Source organism: Flavobacterium sp. NLM (assembly GCF_002210235.1).
GTDB classification, from domain to species: Bacteria; Bacteroidota; Bacteroidia; order Flavobacteriales; family Flavobacteriaceae; genus Flavobacterium; species Flavobacterium panici.
In genome coordinates, this window is sequence record NZ_LIAC01000009.1 from 196,878 (window position 1) to 214,105 (window position 17,228).

15 protein-coding genes are annotated in these 17,228 nt (G+C 33.1%); 12 read left to right on the top strand and 3 right to left on the bottom strand.

Going from position 1 to position 17,228, the window contains the following annotated elements:
- Window positions 1-37 precede the first annotated feature (37 nt).
- Together APR43_RS13155 and APR43_RS13160 are read left to right on the top strand one after the other, a co-directional pair.
- Window positions 38-775 (top strand): tyrosine-protein phosphatase, encoded by a 738-nt coding sequence (locus APR43_RS13155; protein ID WP_053473797.1) that lies wholly within the window; start codon window positions 38-40, stop codon window positions 773-775.
- 27 nt (window positions 776-802) lie between these two features.
- The gene (locus tag APR43_RS13160; RefSeq protein ID WP_053473796.1) at window positions 803-1,774 is read left to right on the top strand and encodes a hypothetical protein; all 972 of its coding nucleotides are present in this window, start codon (window positions 803-805) and stop codon (window positions 1,772-1,774) included.
- On the opposite strand, the gene APR43_RS13165 is transcribed toward APR43_RS13160, so the two are convergent.
- Both APR43_RS13165 and APR43_RS13170 read right to left on the bottom strand, forming a co-directional pair.
- Complete coding sequence (locus APR43_RS13165) at window positions 1,758-2,447, bottom strand: DUF4386 domain-containing protein (protein WP_053473967.1); 690 nt, start codon at window positions 2,445-2,447, stop codon at window positions 1,758-1,760. The genes APR43_RS13160 and APR43_RS13165 overlap by 17 nt on opposite strands.
- Window positions 2,448-2,464: 17 nt before the next feature.
- Window positions 2,465-2,896: a DUF6326 family protein gene (locus APR43_RS13170; RefSeq protein WP_053473795.1), complete on the bottom strand. Its 432-nt coding sequence runs from the start codon at window positions 2,894-2,896 to the stop codon at window positions 2,465-2,467.
- Window positions 2,897-3,426: 530 nt separating this feature from the next.
- Between APR43_RS13170 and APR43_RS13175 the strand changes: the two genes are divergently transcribed.
- The 4 genes from APR43_RS13175 (at window position 3,427) to APR43_RS13190 (ending at window position 7,595) form a co-directional block, all read left to right on the top strand.
- Entirely contained in the window at window positions 3,427-5,289 is a 1,863-nt protein-coding gene (locus tag APR43_RS13175; RefSeq protein ID WP_053473794.1) for an ABC-F family ATP-binding cassette domain-containing protein, read from the top strand.
- A gap of 121 nt (window positions 5,290-5,410) precedes the next feature.
- Entirely contained in the window at window positions 5,411-5,893 is a 483-nt protein-coding gene (locus APR43_RS13180; RefSeq protein ID WP_053473793.1) for an FKBP-type peptidyl-prolyl cis-trans isomerase, read from the top strand.
- A gap of 20 nt (window positions 5,894-5,913) precedes the next feature.
- Entirely contained in the window at window positions 5,914-6,693 is a 780-nt protein-coding gene (locus tag APR43_RS13185) for an O-methyltransferase (RefSeq protein WP_053473792.1), read from the top strand.
- Between the two features lie 50 nt (window positions 6,694-6,743).
- The gene (locus APR43_RS13190; protein WP_053473791.1) at window positions 6,744-7,595 is read left to right on the top strand and encodes an alpha/beta fold hydrolase; all 852 of its coding nucleotides are present in this window, start codon (window positions 6,744-6,746) and stop codon (window positions 7,593-7,595) included.
- 381 nt (window positions 7,596-7,976) lie between these two features.
- On the opposite strand, the gene APR43_RS13195 is transcribed toward APR43_RS13190, so the two are convergent.
- The gene (locus APR43_RS13195) at window positions 7,977-8,642 is read right to left on the bottom strand and encodes a DUF6565 domain-containing protein (protein ID WP_053473790.1); all 666 of its coding nucleotides are present in this window, start codon (window positions 8,640-8,642) and stop codon (window positions 7,977-7,979) included.
- Window positions 8,643-8,932: 290 nt separating this feature from the next.
- On the opposite strand from APR43_RS13195, the gene APR43_RS13200 reads away from it, so the two are divergent.
- The 6 genes from APR43_RS13200 to APR43_RS13225 all read left to right on the top strand — a co-directional run bounded on the left by APR43_RS13200 (window position 8,933) and on the right by APR43_RS13225 (window position 17,126).
- On the top strand, window positions 8,933-9,619 hold the full coding sequence (locus APR43_RS13200; protein ID WP_053473789.1) for an ABC transporter ATP-binding protein: 687 nt from the start codon (window positions 8,933-8,935) through the stop codon (window positions 9,617-9,619).
- Between the two features lie 131 nt (window positions 9,620-9,750).
- Entirely contained in the window at window positions 9,751-10,320 is a 570-nt protein-coding gene (locus tag APR43_RS13205; protein WP_053473788.1) for a cob(I)yrinic acid a,c-diamide adenosyltransferase, read from the top strand.
- 262 nt (window positions 10,321-10,582) lie between these two features.
- Window positions 10,583-10,804, top strand: coding sequence for a DUF2795 domain-containing protein (locus tag APR43_RS13210; protein WP_007138072.1), 222 nt, complete (start codon window positions 10,583-10,585; stop codon window positions 10,802-10,804).
- Between the two features lie 87 nt (window positions 10,805-10,891).
- Window positions 10,892-14,239, top strand: coding sequence for a preprotein translocase subunit SecA (gene secA / locus APR43_RS13215; protein ID WP_053473787.1), 3,348 nt, complete (start codon window positions 10,892-10,894; stop codon window positions 14,237-14,239).
- Between the two features lie 251 nt (window positions 14,240-14,490).
- Window positions 14,491-14,868 carry a hypothetical protein gene (locus tag APR43_RS13220; protein WP_053473786.1) on the top strand — a complete coding sequence of 126 codons (378 nt, stop codon included), beginning with the start codon at window positions 14,491-14,493 and terminating at the stop codon, window positions 14,866-14,868.
- A gap of 98 nt (window positions 14,869-14,966) precedes the next feature.
- Window positions 14,967-17,126 (top strand): TonB-dependent receptor, encoded by a 2,160-nt coding sequence (locus tag APR43_RS13225; protein ID WP_053473785.1) that lies wholly within the window; start codon window positions 14,967-14,969, stop codon window positions 17,124-17,126.
- Window positions 17,127-17,228 lie beyond the last annotated feature (102 nt).

Here is a 17,228-nt window from a genome sequence, read left to right on the forward strand (position 1 = left end):
GAAATAAAAACAACATCAATTCTTTACTTTTGCAGTTATGCTATCATTCTTTAAATCAAAACCTTTTTTAAAAGACCTTCTGGCGGGCGATTATGTCGATATTCACTCCCATTTGCTTCCGGGAATTGATGATGGCGCATCATCTGTCAAAAAAACAATCAAACTTGTAAAGGCATTTCAGGAATTGGGAATTTCTCAGTTTGTAACTACGCCGCACATTAATCATTTTGTTTGGGACAATGCTGAACAGGACATTTTAGACAGGCAAAAGGAAACTGAAGTTTTATTGAAAGAACAAAATATCAATATTCCGTTTAAAGCAGCATCTGAGTATTTTATGGATGACTGGTTTGAAAATCATGTAAAAACAGAAAAGCTTTTAACCTTAAAAGATAATTATGTATTAGTTGAAATATCGTATTTAAGTGCGCCTTTAAACTTATACAAGATTATTTTTGAAATACAGCTTGCAGGATATATTCCGGTTTTAGCGCATCCGGAACGGTATTTATATTTTCATAATAACTTTGAGGAATATGAAAAACTAAAGAAAGCGGGTTGTTTATTTCAGTTGAATTTATTGGCTGTTATGGGTTATTATGGCAGCGAAATCACCAAAACTGCTGCGCTTTTATTAAAGAAAGGAATGTATGATTTTTCGGGAACGGATGTGCATCACAGCAATCATATCGAATCTTTACATCAAAAAATAAAAATTGATTCAGTTGAAAACTTAAAGGAAGTTATTGCCAATAATCAGTTTTTTAGATTCTAATTTTTTTCCAATTTAAAGCATAAAAAAATGCTACGGATTCTATTTTTTTTTATTCTGTCTGTTTTTTCAGTTAAAGCCCAAACTTCGGGCTGTACAGATGTGCTTTCAAAAAATTACAATCCAAATGCCGTACAAAATGACGGAAGCTGTATTTATGAAAATTTAAAACTAAGACCTGAATATTCCATTAAACTTAGCGACTCTATTAAAGAAACTTCGGGCTTAATTGCTTTTAATGGTTTATTGTGGACTCATAATGACGATCACGATAAAACGATTTACGGATTAGATTCTTTGGGGAAAATCAAAAAGAAAATCATTCTGGATCAGGTTGTAAATCATGACTGGGAAGAGATTTCGCAAGACAGTTCGCATTTGTATATTGGAGATTTCGGAAATAATTATAGCGGAAACCGAACGGATTTAAATATCCTGAAAATTGAAAAAAAATCATTTTTAGAAGGAAATCCCATTATTGAAAAAATCTTATTTCAATATGCTGACCAAACTGATATTTCGGCACAAAAACCAAATTCAACCGATTTTGACTGTGAAGCTTTTGTAGTTTCTAAAGACAGTATTTATTTGTTCACCAAACAATGGAAATCGTCTAAAACCAGTATTTACATTTTGCCTAATAATCCCGGAAAACATATTGCACAATTTAAAAACACGCTTGACACAAAAGGTTTAGTTACGGGTGCAACTTACTTAGAAGAAAAGAAAATCGTGGTTCTTTGCGGTTATTCTAAAACCGGAAAAACATTTCTTTATCTTTTGTACGATTTTAAAAACAATGATTTTTTATCGGGAAATAAACGAAAAATTGATCTCAAACTTCCATTCCATCAAATAGAAGGAATTGCGACAAAAGATGGTCTTCATTATTTTATTACCAATGAATCCTTAGTTCGAAAACCCATTTTAAATAATCCGCAACAAATTCATTATTTAGATTTGAGTTCCGTTTTAAATCAATATGTTAATCGGCAGCAATAATGTTGTTTTTTGCTCCCATTATTAAAAGCCATAAACACGTCCCTATTTCACCAAGAGTTGCCGGAAGTCTTACATAAGAAGATATTCCAAGGTCAGAATAATTTGAAAATAATGCATTTCCGAAGAAATTTATTAAATAACTTATACAGCCAAGCATTAATAATATTCCTAAAAATTTCGGGATTATTGCTGATTTAAAAATTAAATATCCCAACGGAAACAGCCAAAGTCCCCAAAATACCTGAACGATTAAATTTCCGTAATCATATTGATTGAGATAAAACATTACCAGATCTTTTTCCTCTCCGCCCGAATTAATTATAGAAAGTACTGCAAATTTATTCTGCATGTTTATAAAAGAAATCGGCACGCTTACAATCGCTAAAACAACCATATATATGGCGTACGTTTTATGAACGGGTTTTAATAATTTGTACAAAACCAAAGGCAGAAACAAAAAGAAAGTGTAACAGATTAATCCGCTTATAATACCAAGTCTAAAAAGAAATTGTGAATTAGCAATATTAGTAAAAGTTTTAGCAGCATCACTCCATACAATTAATTTTGAAGGAACATATCCTAAACTAAAAATCCCGGTTATTACGACTACTAAATATAGTAAACCCGCAATTCTTCCTGTATTTCTAAACGATAGTTTTGATTCTTGATTCATACTTTTATCTTTAAAATTTAAACTTGTTTTGGCCATTTAAGTGCAGTCCAAAATATAATTGAAGTCAAAATACTTTCTATTATGGCGAGAAAAATGTAAAAACTCCACCAGGCTCCAGTTGTTGTAAATGCTATTAACAGCATTATGGCAGTATAAATAATTCCGAAAATGAGATTAAGCCAGCGGTTTATTTTTGGTTTTAAAATAACCGATGCAAAAATCATTAAGGCCGGAATTGTCATTAAAAGTGTCGCGAGAAATAATTTCATTGGAGAATCCAGTAATGTATCTCCGCTTATAAAATCTTCGACTTTTTTTGGAACATACAGCGAGAAATAATCTCCATAGATATAACAAAACATTATGGAAGTCCACAATGCTGCAAGTTTGATTTTTGTGTTTATTTTAAAATCTTCAAAACCATTGGTGTTTATTTCTTTCTCACTCATATTTAAGGAATTAAGTTTTTAAATATGTCGGAGATAGTTCTAAAATGTTACAATTTGTTTTCTTCTAAAAGATAAGAGGCTGTCTCAAAAGTTGAGGCCTCCGTTATACCATAACTATTTTGTTTGTTTTTTTTTAGTGACTTAAATGATTGCTTTTTGATATCCTATTTATCATTCCATAGGAATGTTTCGTTGGTAGAAAAAAAATAAAAAACAGCCGCATTTGCGTTCCGTAGGAACGTTTGATAGATCAGATTATTAAAAGCAATATAAAATCAAACGTTCCTACGGAACGTAATCCATTATAACAACATAATTTTCTACCAATGAAATGTTTTCTACTACGGAACAAATAGGTAAAATAACAAAGAGGCTGTCTCAACTTTTGAGACTGGTTCTTCTAATTTTCCTATTCTAAAACTTAAATAAGATTAACAATTCGCAAATCGTAAGATAAAAGTTTACTTTTGCAAAAAGTTATGTTTTCCAAAACACTCATAACTCATAATTTATAACTTACAATTTACAAAGTGAATTACTTATCTGTAGAAAATATATCGAAGTCATTTGGCGAAAGAGTCCTTTTTGACAACATTTCATTTGGAATCAACAAAGACCAAAAAATCGCTTTTATTGCTAAAAATGGTTCTGGAAAAACCACCATTATGAGCATTATTAATGGCTTAGACGAACCAGATACGGGACAAGTTGTTTTGAGAAAAGGAATCAGAATGGCGTTTCTTTCACAAGACAATAATCTGCAGGATGAACTTACGATTGAAGAAAGCATTTTTGCATCTGATAATGAAACGCTTAAAATAATCGAGGCTTACGAGAAAGCACTTGAAAACCCAAATGACGAAGAAGCGTATCAAAAGGCTTTTGACGGAATGGACCAGCATAATGCGTGGGATTTTGAAACGCAGTACAAGCAGATTTTATTCAAATTAAAACTGGAAGATTTTAAACTTAAAGTAAAAAATCTTTCGGGAGGTCAAAAAAAGCGTCTTTCATTGGCTATCATATTGATCAATCGTCCTGATTTATTGATTCTTGATGAGCCAACCAACCATTTAGATCTTGAAATGATCGAATGGCTAGAAAGTTATTTTGCCAAAGAAAACATTACCTTGTTTATGGTAACGCACGACCGTTTCTTTTTAGAGCGTGTGTGTAACGAAATTATCGAATTAGACAACGGAAAATTATACCAATACAAAGGAAATTACTCTTATTATTTAGAGAAAAAAGAAGAAAGAGTAACATCTGAAAATTCGAGTATTGACAAAGCTAAAAACTTATTTGTAAAGGAATTAGAATGGATGCGCCGCCAGCCAAAAGCGAGAACAACCAAATCTAAATCCCGTCAGGATGACTTTTATGTAATTAAAGAAAAAGCACAAAGCCGACGAAAAGAAAATAAAGTGGAACTTGAAATTAATATGGAAAGAATGGGAAGCAAAATTATTGAGCTTCATAAACTTTCTAAAAAATTCAAAGACCGTGTGATTCTGGATAACTTTAGTTTTGATTTTCAGCGTGGTGAAAGAATCGGGATTATTGGTAAAAACGGAACCGGAAAATCTACTTTCTTGAATCTTCTTACAGGGACAATTCCGCCAGACAGCGGCCGCGTTGTAAAAGGAGATACTATTAAAATTGGTTATTATACACAATCTGGAATTAACCCAAAACCGGGTCAGCGTGTTATTGATATTATTAAGGAATATGGTGAATATATTCCGCTTGCAAAAGGAAAAATTATTTCGGCTTCGCAATTGTTAGAGCGTTTTCTTTTTGATGCGAAAAAACAATACGATTATGTTGAAAAATTAAGCGGAGGAGAATTAAAACGTTTGTATTTATGTACAGTTTTAATTCAAAACCCGAACTTTTTGATTCTCGATGAGCCAACAAACGATTTGGATATTGTAACATTAAACGTTCTTGAAAGTTTTCTTTTAGATTATCCGGGATGTTTATTGGTTGTTTCGCACGACCGTTATTTTATGGATAAAATTGTCGATCATTTATTTATCTTTAGAGGACAAGGCGAAATCGAAAATTTCCCAGGAAACTATTCTGATTTCCGTGCTTATGAAGACAGTGCCGATGTGGCTCAAAAAGAAGAAAACAAAGCGGAAAAGAAAGACTGGAAACAAAATAATCCAACCGGAAATTTAAGCTTTAATGAGCAAAAAGAATATCAAAAAATCGAAAGAGAAATCAAAGATTTAGAAATCGAAAAAACTAAAATCGAGCAATTATTCGCTGACGGAAAAGTTGCTGATGCTGATATCGAGAAAAAAGCTAATGAATTACAAAGCATCATAAATAAAATCGAAGCTAAAGAAGAACGTTGGTTCGAACTTTCTGCGAAGATAGAAGGATAAGTTAATTACACAGAGATTCACAAAGAAAGCACAGAGGTGCACGAAATTTTTTGTGAATCTTTGCGTTTTCTTTGTGAATCTCTGTGAAACTAAAATATTTAATTATTTTAAAAAATAAAAAATGAAACAACTTTTAACAGCATTATTAGCATTGACTCTTTTCGTTTCTTGTTCTAAAGACAAAGATGAAGTTAAAGATTATACGGCTCAGAATGAACAGGAAATCAAAGATTACTTGGCTAAAAACAACTTAACTGCAACAAGAACAGATTCTGGTTTGTACTATATTATAAATGAACCGGGTGAAGGTGAAGTATTCCCTGATGCTAATGCAAATGTAACGGTTGTTTACAAAGGTTATTTCACAAACGGAAATGTATTTGATGAAAGCGACAAAAATGTAGATGAAGCTGACAAAAAAGGAGTAGCATTTGGTTTAAGTCAGGTAATTCAAGGCTGGAAAGAAGGAATCCGATTTTTTAAACCGGGAGGAAAAGGCGTTCTTTTAGTTCCCGCACATTTAGGTTACGGAAGCAGAGATTACAACGGAATTCCGGGCGGATCTGTTTTGGTATTTGATATAACTTTAAAATCAATTAATTAAGATATTTTCAAAATTTCGGCATGCTTTTTCAAATCAAATCTTATCTAAAATTTCTTTGGAATTCTAAAAACGAACACGGTGTTCATTCGCCTTTTGTTTTTAGTTTATTGACCAAATGCTTTTATGATAAGAAGCCGAAACGTGAATATTTAATTCTAAAAAACTATAGAAAATCACTTCTTGAAAATAAAAATTTTATTGAAGTAACTGATTTTGGTGCAGGTTCAAAAGTTTTTAAATCAAACAGAAGACAGATTTCTAAAATCGCATCTACAGCCGGAATTTCTCCAAAACGGGCTGAATTATTATTTCGTGTAACTAATTATTTTCAGCCAAAAAACATTCTTGAAATTGGGACTTCACTAGGTTTGGCAACTGCTGCCCTTGCTCTTGGAAATACTGATGCTAAAGTTATTACAATTGAAGGTTGTCCAAATACGGCAAATACGGCACAAAATCAATTAGATAAATTTGACTGCAAAAATGTTGAAAATATAATCTCAGAATTTGAATCTTTTTTAATTTCTGAAAATCTGGATTCTAAGAGTTACGATTTAATATACTTTGACGGCAATCATTCTAAAAAAGCAACTTTAACTTATTTTGAAATTTTACTGCAAACCATAAACAATGATTCTGTTTGGATTTTTGACGACATTCATTGGTCTCCGGAAATGGAAGAAGCCTGGGAAATCATAAAAAATCACCCAAAAGTAAAAGTTACGATCGATACTTTTCAATGGGGTTTTGTATTTTTTAGATACGAACAGGAAAAAGAAAATTTCGTGATTCGCGCCTAACAAATTTCAGTATACAATTTTTATTACATTTGTTACTATACGAAGTTTATATGAATGCAATAAAAATTGATACACCTTTACAATATTCAATAGCTGTAACTGAATTTATTTCAGACAATCCAAATGCCAATTGTGTTATTATTGCTTCTGCTACAGGAGTTAAGCAAAATTATTATCACAATTTTTCAAAGTTTTTATCTCATAATAATTATTCTGTTTTCACCTTTGATTATGGCGGAATTGGCGATTCAAAACCAGAATCTCTAAAGAAGTTTTCTACAACCGCAACAAACTGGGCTCAAAACGACTTTGAAAGCGTCGTTCAGTATGTTAAAAGCAAAAAGCCAGACAGCAAAATATTCATCATAACACACAGTATTGGCGGTCAGCTTATTGGTTTAGTTCCTTCAAATAATTTATTTGAAGGCGTAATTATGGCTGTCTCACAATCAGGAAGCTGGATTCACTGGAAAGGATTTGAGAGACTAAAAATGCAATTTTTGTGGTATGTTACTATACCTTTATTTTGCAGAATTTTCAATTATTTACCTTCCAGCCATTTTACGCGTATGGAAGATTTACCAAAAGAAATGGCTCTGGAATGGGCAAAATGGTGTAAAAAACCAAATTATCATTTTGATTGTATCGACAATGTAAAAGAGCATTATGATAAAATTAAATGCAAAATTATTTCTTATAGTATCGACAATGATTTTTATGCAACTGTTCCGGCAGTAAACTGGATTGCATCACAATTTAAAAACGCTGAAGTTACCAGAACGCATTTAAAAGCCGAAGACTTTGGAGTAAAAGACATTGGGCATTTTGGCTTCTTTAAAAATAGATTTAAAGATAGTATTTGGAACGTGTTTTTAGAGGATTTAAGGAAATTCGAGAATTAGGATCTTCAAAATTCAGATATATTATCTCCCATTAAAAATAAAAAAAGGCATCTCAAAAGTCAGAGTAACATCATTTTATTTTACATATACTTGTTCCGTAGGAACATTTCGTGGGTAGAAAATTATATTTTTATCATCGTTTACGTTCCATAGGAACGTTTCATTTTAACATCGCTATTTAAAATCTGGCATATCAAACGTTCCTACGGAACGTAATCGTGTCTAACCTCTATTCTTTCTACCTACGAAACATTCCTAATGGAATGAAACTGTATAAAAAATGGCAAGTATTAGTTTACATTAAAATAGTTTACATTAAAAACATAAAAAAAATGGCAATCATTTCTGACTGCCATTTTTACTAATTCAAAATATCTACAATTATTTTTTAGCGTCTTTATTTTCTTCAGATTTTGCACCCATTCTGTTAACAGTATACATTGGTGCAAATTTAATTTTTAAACCGGCAATTTTTCTGTTATCTTCAGATGTAAGTCCTTCTTTTTCAACTGTATTTTTACGGCTGTCAAGTGCTTCATACATCAATTTAACTTCATCCCAGTCTTCTCTTGAATATTTATCTTTATTATCTTCAACAGTGTGAACGAATTGTTGGTAAACGCTGTGAATATTTTGGGCATTTACCCAGCTAAAATTCATATCATCACCAATTTTTCCTGCACCAAACAAAGCATCTCTTAATTGTTGTTTTGGACTTGGAGCCGGAGCTGGAGGGGCAAAAACGGTGGACATCTCATTTTTAAACTCTTCGTATTTAACTTTGCTGGCATTTATTTTTTCAGTAGCAGCCGAATTATCTTTTAAGTCTGCCAGTGCTGCCTGAGCTTCCTGAGATCTTCTGTCATATTCAGCATCAACTGCTTTCCAGTCTGCTTTTAAATTTTCTGCTGAAACATTTTTAACTGAATCGACGTATGCTACATAAGCGTCAACTTTTTTCTGAGCTTGTTCTTGTTTTTCATCTTTACACGATGTAAAGCTTAATGCAATTAATGCGATTCCTAATACCATTTGAATATTTTTCATAATACTGATTGTTTTAATTAATTATAATCAAATTTACCAAATAGCTAACTAAACAAATTACATTATTGTCATGTTTGAAAATTTAAAAACATTTTAATACTATAAAATTCATAAAATAATGACAATTATGCAAAATCAATCGAAAATGATATAACTATTTCTGCTTTAAAAACCATATTTATTTTAATACATATCTATTAAAAAGCTTTTGTAACAAAATTCAATTCTAACCTACTTATCATTTTTATGAAAAGTGTTTTGTACTTTTAAATCCAAAATTGTAAAACGAAATGGCAAATCCATTAATTAAAATAACTGACATAAGACGAAATTTTGTACTTGGTAATGAAATCGTGTATGTTTTAAAAGGAATTAATTTAGAAATCAACAAAGGCGAATATGTTGCCCTAATGGGACCTTCGGGATCTGGAAAATCAACTTTAATGAATTTATTAGGTTGTTTGGACACGCCAACTTCCGGACGTTATGTTTTAAATGGAAAAGATGTGAGCCAAATGCGTGATGACGAATTAGCCGGAATTCGTAATACAGAAATCGGATTTGTTTTTCAAACTTTTAATCTTTTACCAAGAACCACGGCTTTAGACAATGTAGCTTTACCAATGATTTACGCTGGATATTCAAAATCTGACAGAAATGCGAGAGCAACAGAGGTTTTAGCACAAGTAAATCTAGCCGATAGAATGGATCACCAGCCAAATCAGCTTTCTGGAGGACAACGCCAGCGTGTTGCCATTGCCCGCGCTTTAGTCAATAAACCTTCGATTATTTTAGCCGATGAACCAACAGGAAACTTAGACAGTAAAACTTCTGTAGAAATCATGAAACTTTTTGGAGATATTCATGCACAAGGAAATACTGTAATTCTAGTAACGCACGAAGAAGATATCGCTGCCTACGCACACCGCGTAATTCGTTTAAGAGACGGATTGATTGAAAGCGACACCACTAAATAATTTTAAATTTCTGATTTTAGATTGCCTTTCAGTTTAGATTTCTGATTTTAGATTTTAGATTGTTTTCTAAATCTAAAATTTACGACTCTAACATTTAATCTAAAATCATAAATCTACAATCTCAAATAACCATGAAAGTATATACCAAAACAGGCGACAAAGGAACAACGGCTCTTTTTGGAGGCACTCGTGTTCCTAAAGATCATATCAGAATTGACAGTTATGGAACTGTTGATGAATTAAACTCCTATATAGGCTTAATTCGCGATCAGGAAATTGATTCACATTATAAGACTCTTTTAATAGAAATTCAGGATCGTCTTTTTACTGTAGGCGCCATTTTGGCAACTCCACAGGAAAAAGAAGTTTTAAAAAACGGAGAACTTCGCTTAAAAAATCTCGGAATAATTGATTCGGATATCGAATTACTCGAAAACGAAATAGATAAAATGGAAGAAAGTCTTCCGCAAATGACTCATTTTGTTTTACCGGGTGGTCATCCAACCGTGTCACATTGTCATATTGCCCGCTGTATATGCCGCCGCGCAGAGCGTTTGGCAGTACATTTAAGTCATAATGAACACGTTCCTGAAATCGCAATTATGTACTTAAACCGACTTTCTGACTACCTTTTTGTCTTGGCACGGAAGTTGTCGTTTGACCTTAAAGCGGAGGAAGTGAAATGGATACCCAGAAAATAAATTTTCTGCAAATTCCAAATTTTTGAAATCCCAAATTCCAAAGAAAAAATTAAATTCTTTTGAATTTAGAAACATACAAAAATAACCTTCCAGCATTGGGATTTGGAATTTAAATATTGGATTTTAAACCCATTTTTTGGGATTTGAAATTTAAAAATTGGAATTTAACAAGAGACGTTCTTAAATTTTATTAAAATAAATCAAATTTTACTTGTCTTTTTCAGTAAAAAATTTATTTTTGCACAAACTAAACAGATAACAGATGTATTGGACATTAGAATTAGCATCTTATTTAAGTGATGCGCCATGGCCTGCTAACAAAGACGAACTTATAGACTACGCTATTAGAGCTGGTGCTCCATTAGAAGTAGTAGAAAACCTTCAGTCAATAGAAGACGAAGGCGAGATATATGAATCAATGGAAGAAATTTGGCCTGATTATCCAACAGACGAAGATTATCTTTGGAATGAGGATGAATATTAAAAAATAAACCAAAGGAAAAAGTCTCATCACAGAGGCTTTTTTTTTGGTTCAAATACATATTATATAATAAAGAAATACAAATAAATTATGAGTTTCATAAATAGCATCATTAAGGTCTTTGTAGGTGATAAATCTCAAAAAGATGTCAAAGCTTTACAACCTTATTTAAACAAAATTAAGACTTTCGAAACTAGTTTAATGAGTTTATCTCATGACGAACTAAGAGCGAGAACCGCTTATTTTAAAGAAAAAATTAAAGAAGCAAGGGCAGACAAAGATGCTAAAATCGCTTCTCTAAAAGCTGAAGTTGAAAATATTGAGGATATCGACAAAAGAGAAGATATTTATGATGCAATAGACGCTCTTGAAAAAGAAGCTTATGAAATTTCTGAAAAAACTTTATTGGAAATTCTTCCGGAAGCATTTTCTGTAGTAAAAGAAACGGCTCGTCGTTTTAAAGAAAACTCTCATATTGAGGTTACTGCAACTGCAAAAGACCGCGAATTCTCTGCAACAAAACCATATATTACTATTGACGGTGAAAAATCTATCTGGGCTAACAAATGGAATGCTGCCGGAAAAGATATCACTTGGGACATGATTCACTATGATGTTCAGTTGATTGGTGGAATGGTTTTGCACGAAGGTAAAGTTGCCGAAATGCAAACGGGTGAAGGTAAAACTTTAGTTGCTACACTTCCTCTTTACTTAAACGCTTTGACAGGAAACGGAGTTCACTTAGTAACGGTGAATGACTACTTGGCAAAACGTGACAGTACATGGAAAGCTCCTTTATTCGAATTCCACGGCTTATCTGTTGACTGTATCGACAACCACCAGCCAAGTACAGAAGCTAGAAAAAAGGCTTATGATGCTGATATCACTTACGGAACCAACAACGAATTTGGTTTTGACTACTTAAGAGATAACATGGCACACTCGCCTAGTGATTTAGTGCAGAGAAAACACAATTATGCTATTGTCGACGAGGTCGATTCTGTATTAATTGATGATGCTAGAACACCGCTTATTATTTCAGGACCAGTTCCGCAGGGAGATCGTCATGAATTTAACGAATTGAAACCAAAAATCGAGAACTTAGTTGCTCAGCAGCGTCAATTAGCGAATGGTTTCTTAGCTGAGGCTAAAAAATTAATCAAAGAAGGAAATACTAAAGAAGGCGGATTCTTATTATTAAGAGCTTACAGAAGTTTACCTAAAAATAAAGCATTAATTAAATTTTTAAGTGAAGAAGGAATTAAACAATTGCTTCAAAAAACTGAAAATCAATACATGCAGGATAACAATCGCGAAATGCATAAAGTGGATGAAGCTTTATACTTTGTGATTGAAGAAAAAAACAATCAGGTTGAATTAACAGATAACGGTATTCAATACCTTTCTGGAGATACTGATGCTGACTTTTTCGTACTTCCAGATATTGGAACTGAAATCGCTGCTATCGAAAAACAAAAACTGGATAAAGATGCTGAAGCAGAAGCTAAAGAAAGATTATTTCAGGATTTTGGAGTAAAAAGCGAGCGTATCCACACTTTAACTCAGCTTTTAAAAGCATATGCTCTTTTTGAAAAAGATGTAGAATACGTTATCATGGACAACAAAATTATGATTGTCGATGAGCAAACAGGTCGTATCATGGATGGTCGTCGTTATTCTGACGGGTTACACCAAGCGATCGAAGCTAAGGAAAACGTAAAAATTGAAGCTGCAACTCAAACTTTTGCAACCGTTACATTACAGAATTATTTCAGAATGTACAGCAAATTAGGCGGTATGACTGGTACGGCGGTTACAGAAGCTGGCGAGTTATGGCAGATTTACAAACTGGACGTTGTTGAAATTCCAACCAACCGACCAATTTTAAGACAAGACAAAGAAGATTATATCTATAAAACTACGCGTGAAAAATTCAACGCTGTAATTGAAGATGTTACCGAATTATCAAACGCCGGAAGACCAGTATTGATTGGAACAACTTCTGTAGAGATTTCAGAATTATTAAGCCGTATGCTTAAAATGAGAGGAATCACTCATAACGTATTGAATGCTAAAATGCACAAGCAAGAGGCACAAATCGTTGAAGAAGCTGGTAAAGCCGGAGTTGTAACTATTGCAACTAACATGGCTGGTCGTGGTACCGATATTAAATTATCTCCAGAAGTAAAAGCTGCCGGAGGTTTAGCAATCGTGGGTACAGAGCGTCATGATTCACGTCGTGTAGACAGACAGTTACGTGGTCGTTCTGGTCGTCAGGGAGATCCTGGAAGTTCTCAATTTTATGTTTCTCTTGAAGATAACCTAATGCGTTTATTTGGTTCTGAAAGAGTGGCTAAAGTAATGGACAGAATGGGATTGAAAGAAGGTGAAGTTATTCAGCATTCTATGATGACTAAATCTATCGAACGTGCTCAGAAAAAAGTAGAAGAAAACAACTTTGGTGTTCGTAAACGTTTATTAGAATATGATGACGTTATGAACTCTCAGCGTGAAGTAGTTTACAAACGTCGTCGTCACGCATTGTTTGGCGAGCGTTTAAAACTGGATATCGCAAATATGCTTTATGATACTTGCGAATTAATCGTAAGCAACAACAAAGTGGCAAATGATTTCAAAAGTTTTGATTTTGACTTAATTCGTTATTTTGGAATTACTTCTCCAATTTCAGAAGCTGATTTCCAAAAATTATCAGACATTGAAATCACTGGAAAAGTATACAAAGAAGCTTTAGCTTTTTACACTGAAAAAACAGAAAGAAGCGCAAGAGAAGCTTTCCCTATTATTAGAGGAGTTTATGAAGAGCCAAACAATCATTTCGAAAGAATTGTAGTTCCTTTTACAGACGGAATCAAAACTTTGAATGTTGTTACAGACTTGAAAAAAGCTTACGAAAGCGAAGGAGCGCAATTAATTGCTGATTTTGAGAAAAACATAACACTTTCGATTGTGGATGAGGCCTGGAAAAAACACTTGCGTAAAATGGACGAATTGAAACAATCTGTTCAATTAGCTGTTCACGAACAAAAAGATCCATTGCTTATTTACAAATTAGAAGCTTTCAACTTGTTTAGAGGAATGTTAGACAACGTTAATAAAGAAGTTATTTCATTCTTGTTTAAAGGTGATTTACCAGCTCAAAACGTTACTTCTGAAATTCACGAAGCAAGAGAAGTTCGTCAAAAAGAGAATTTACAATTAAGTAAAGACGAAATTCCTAACAGTGAAAGCATCAACCGCGAAGCTGGAGAAACACAACAGCGTCAGGTTACAGAAACGATTGTGAGAGATATGCCAAAAATCAATCGTAATGATACTGTAACAGTTCAGGAAGTTGCAACTGGTAAAACAGAAACAATGAAATTTAAAAAAGCAGAAATTCTTTTAGCTTCTGGAGCTTGGGTTATTGTTAAAGAATAAGTTTTCAGTATTCAGTCGCAGTTTTCAGTTTACAGACTAGACGAATTACATATCAAACCCGACAGGTTTTAAAAACCTGTCGGGTTTTTAGTTTACAGTATTCAGTCGCAGTTTTCAGTATTCAGTTTACAGACTGTGACTGAAAACTGCGACTGAGACTGAAAACTTTTTCAAAAAAACTTTTTCCACAAACTCTTGGTAATAAATGCGAATTAAATGTATTTTTGCATTCGAAACATAGAAACAGCGTTTTGAAACGATTTTTGATCATATTGCTTTCATGTACACTTTTACTGCCCTCTTTTGGCAGTTTCTTTGTTTACACTTCTTTCAAACTTAATCAGGAAGAAATTTCAAAAACGATTTGCGTACAGCGAAAAATGGTTTTTAATTCCTGTAACGGTCGATGTGAACTTCAAAAAAGTTTAAAAAAATACGCTGATAACGAAAAAAGAATGCAAAACAACCTGAAAGAAAAAGCAGAAGTTGTTTACATTCAAAATACTACTACAACTAATTTCAAATTAGTTACAACAATCGAATCAAGAGCAAAAATCTTTGCTTCTTTTGATACAAAACCAATCTCGGTTTCAAACACTACGTTTCGACCTCCATCCTATTTTATATAAATTTCTGATAACCGCTTTTCAATAGTTTTTGAAAAGATTTTTTCTTGTCGTAAAGTCAGGAAAAGCACACGTTACTTTAAAATTTATATAAATTTAAAATGAAAAAAATATACATTATCCTATTACTTATAGGACAATTTGTCTTTGCGCAGAACAAGGTAGAAAAAGACACAACAAAATCTCAAGAGCTTGAAAACGTTTTTATAACTGCCAACAGAACTGCCACTAAACGCAAGGAAACTCCTGTTGCAATTAGCAAAATAACAGCCAAAACCATTAACGAAGCAAAAGCAACTGCTGTTTATGAAATTATAAACAAAACACCGGGAGTTTTAATGGTTAATTTAGGAAACGAACAGCACATGATGTCTATTCGTCAGCCAATGACAACAAATGCTTATTATCTGTACTTAGAAGATGGTTTGCCAATTCGTCCAATGGGAATTTTTAATCACAATGCTTTATTAGAAATCAATCAATATAATTTACAAAGTATTGAAGTTGTAAAAGGTCCGGTTTCATCTTTATACGGTCCAGAAGCTGTGGGCGGAACAATTAATTTAATTTCGATAAAACCACCTGTTGATCCGGAATTTAAATTTGGAGTTCAGGCAGATAATTATGGTTACAGAAGATTTCAGGCTGCCGGCGGTGCAACCGTAGGAAAAGTTGGTTTTCATATTGCCGGAATTTCAAGTTTACAGGAAAACGGATGGATGACTTATTCTGATTATAATAAAGATAATCTGAATGCGAGAATCGATTATAACATCTCTCCTTCTACCCGATTAATAAGCAATACGATGTATGGAAAATATTATTCGGATATGAGTGGTTCGGTCAATGAAGAAGCTTTTTATAACAGAACATACAAAAGCACTTCTAATTTTACTTATAGAAAATCTGATGCTTTAAGAACCCGCTTAACGCTGGAACATGATTGGAACAGCAATTCAAACAGTTATATTACGGCTTATTTGCGCGACAATAAATTAGGACAAAATCCTTCTTACGGAATTAAATGGAGCCCAACTGTAAATCCTACAACTGCTAAAGGCGAAGTAAATTCAAATAACTTTAAAAGCTACGGAGCAATTGTCCAACACGTTCAAAAATTTAATTTACTTAATATGAAACTTGTTGCCGGAGCTTTATACGATTATTCTCCCGTAACCTATTGGTCCTATGTAATTGACTTAAAAGCAAACCTAAATCCGGGAGAAGCGGGAAAACAAACCGTTGATTCTTATGAAATTATTGCAGAACATCCAGATTCAAAATTAGCTGATTATACTGCAGATATTTATAATTATGCTCAATATGCTCAATTTAGTTTTAGCCCTATCGAAAAATTAGTTATTACAACTGGCGCTCGATATGATAACATGAAAGTAAATTATAATAATGCTTTAGACAAATCTACCGGAAGCAAAGTGTATGATAAAACAACTTATAAAACGGGTATAAATTTCAATCCTTTTGAGTTTGCTGGCATTTACGCTAATTATTCTCAAGGTTTTGCCCCTCCGGGAATTACCTCTATTTTTAGAACCAAACCCGGAACTGGAGGCACAACAGGTGTTCCGGCTGATTTTTATTATAACCTAGAACCTGCCACTTTTGATAATGTTGAATTTGGAGGATGGTTTTCTTTGCTTGAAAACAAATTAAATTTTGATTATGCCTTTTATTATATGGAAGGTAAAAACGAGCTGTTAAACATTAAACTTCCAGATAACTCAACAGATTATCGTTCGGCAGGAGAAACCCGTCATAAAGGAATTGAATTTGGAGCTTCATATCGTCCTTCACAGCAATTTAATATTCGCTTGGGCGGAACTTACGCGCAGCATACATATATCGATTTTAAACTTTCGGACAAACCAAGCGATCCTGTTCAGGATTTAAACGGAAAAGAAATGCCGGCAGCACCAAAATGGTCTGGAAATTCAGAGGTAAGTTATTATCCAAACTGGCTTCCTAATTTAAGAACTTCTATCGAATGGCAGCTTGTGGGAAGTTATTATCAAGATCAGATCAATACGGTAAAATACGACGGTTATAATATTTTCAATGCAAGAGTGGGTTATCAGTGGAAAGGAATTGAAGTATATGGAAACGTAATGAACTTAACTGATAAATTATACGCTTACAATGTTTCGAGAGCCAATACCACAAACGCACAGCCAACATATACAGCGGCAGCTCCAAGAACTTTTGTATTTGGAATTCAGTACAATTTTTCATTAAAAAAATAAAATTATTTGCCCACAGATTACACAGATTAAAAGGATTAATCACAGAGCTTAAATAAAAAAATCATTTTAATCCGTGTAATCTGTGGCAAAAAAAATAAAAAC

What these genes read in the sequence shown, in the direction of transcription:
- APR43_RS13170 (WP_053473795.1), bottom strand. Translation starts at nt 2,896, where the DNA reads ATGAGTGAGAAAGAAATAAACACCAATGGTTTTGAAGATTTTAAAATA.
- APR43_RS13160 (WP_053473796.1), top strand. Translation starts at nt 803, where the DNA reads ATGCTACGGATTCTATTTTTTTTTATTCTGTCTGTTTTTTCAGTTAAA.
- APR43_RS13180 (WP_053473793.1), top strand. Translation starts at nt 5,411, where the DNA reads ATGAAACAACTTTTAACAGCATTATTAGCATTGACTCTTTTCGTTTCT.
- APR43_RS13210 (WP_007138072.1), top strand. Translation starts at nt 10,583, where the DNA reads ATGTATTGGACATTAGAATTAGCATCTTATTTAAGTGATGCGCCATGG.
- secA (WP_053473787.1), top strand. Translation starts at nt 10,892, where the DNA reads ATGAGTTTCATAAATAGCATCATTAAGGTCTTTGTAGGTGATAAATCT.
- APR43_RS13155 (WP_053473797.1), top strand. Translation starts at nt 38, where the DNA reads ATGCTATCATTCTTTAAATCAAAACCTTTTTTAAAAGACCTTCTGGCG.
- APR43_RS13225 (WP_053473785.1), top strand. Translation starts at nt 14,967, where the DNA reads ATGAAAAAAATATACATTATCCTATTACTTATAGGACAATTTGTCTTT.
- APR43_RS13195 (WP_053473790.1), bottom strand. Translation starts at nt 8,642, where the DNA reads ATGAAAAATATTCAAATGGTATTAGGAATCGCATTAATTGCATTAAGC.
- APR43_RS13185 (WP_053473792.1), top strand. Translation starts at nt 5,914, where the DNA reads ATGCTTTTTCAAATCAAATCTTATCTAAAATTTCTTTGGAATTCTAAA.
- APR43_RS13200 (WP_053473789.1), top strand. Translation starts at nt 8,933, where the DNA reads ATGGCAAATCCATTAATTAAAATAACTGACATAAGACGAAATTTTGTA.
- APR43_RS13165 (WP_053473967.1), bottom strand. Translation starts at nt 2,447, where the DNA reads ATGAATCAAGAATCAAAACTATCGTTTAGAAATACAGGAAGAATTGCG.
- APR43_RS13205 (WP_053473788.1), top strand. Translation starts at nt 9,751, where the DNA reads ATGAAAGTATATACCAAAACAGGCGACAAAGGAACAACGGCTCTTTTT.
- APR43_RS13190 (WP_053473791.1), top strand. Translation starts at nt 6,744, where the DNA reads ATGAATGCAATAAAAATTGATACACCTTTACAATATTCAATAGCTGTA.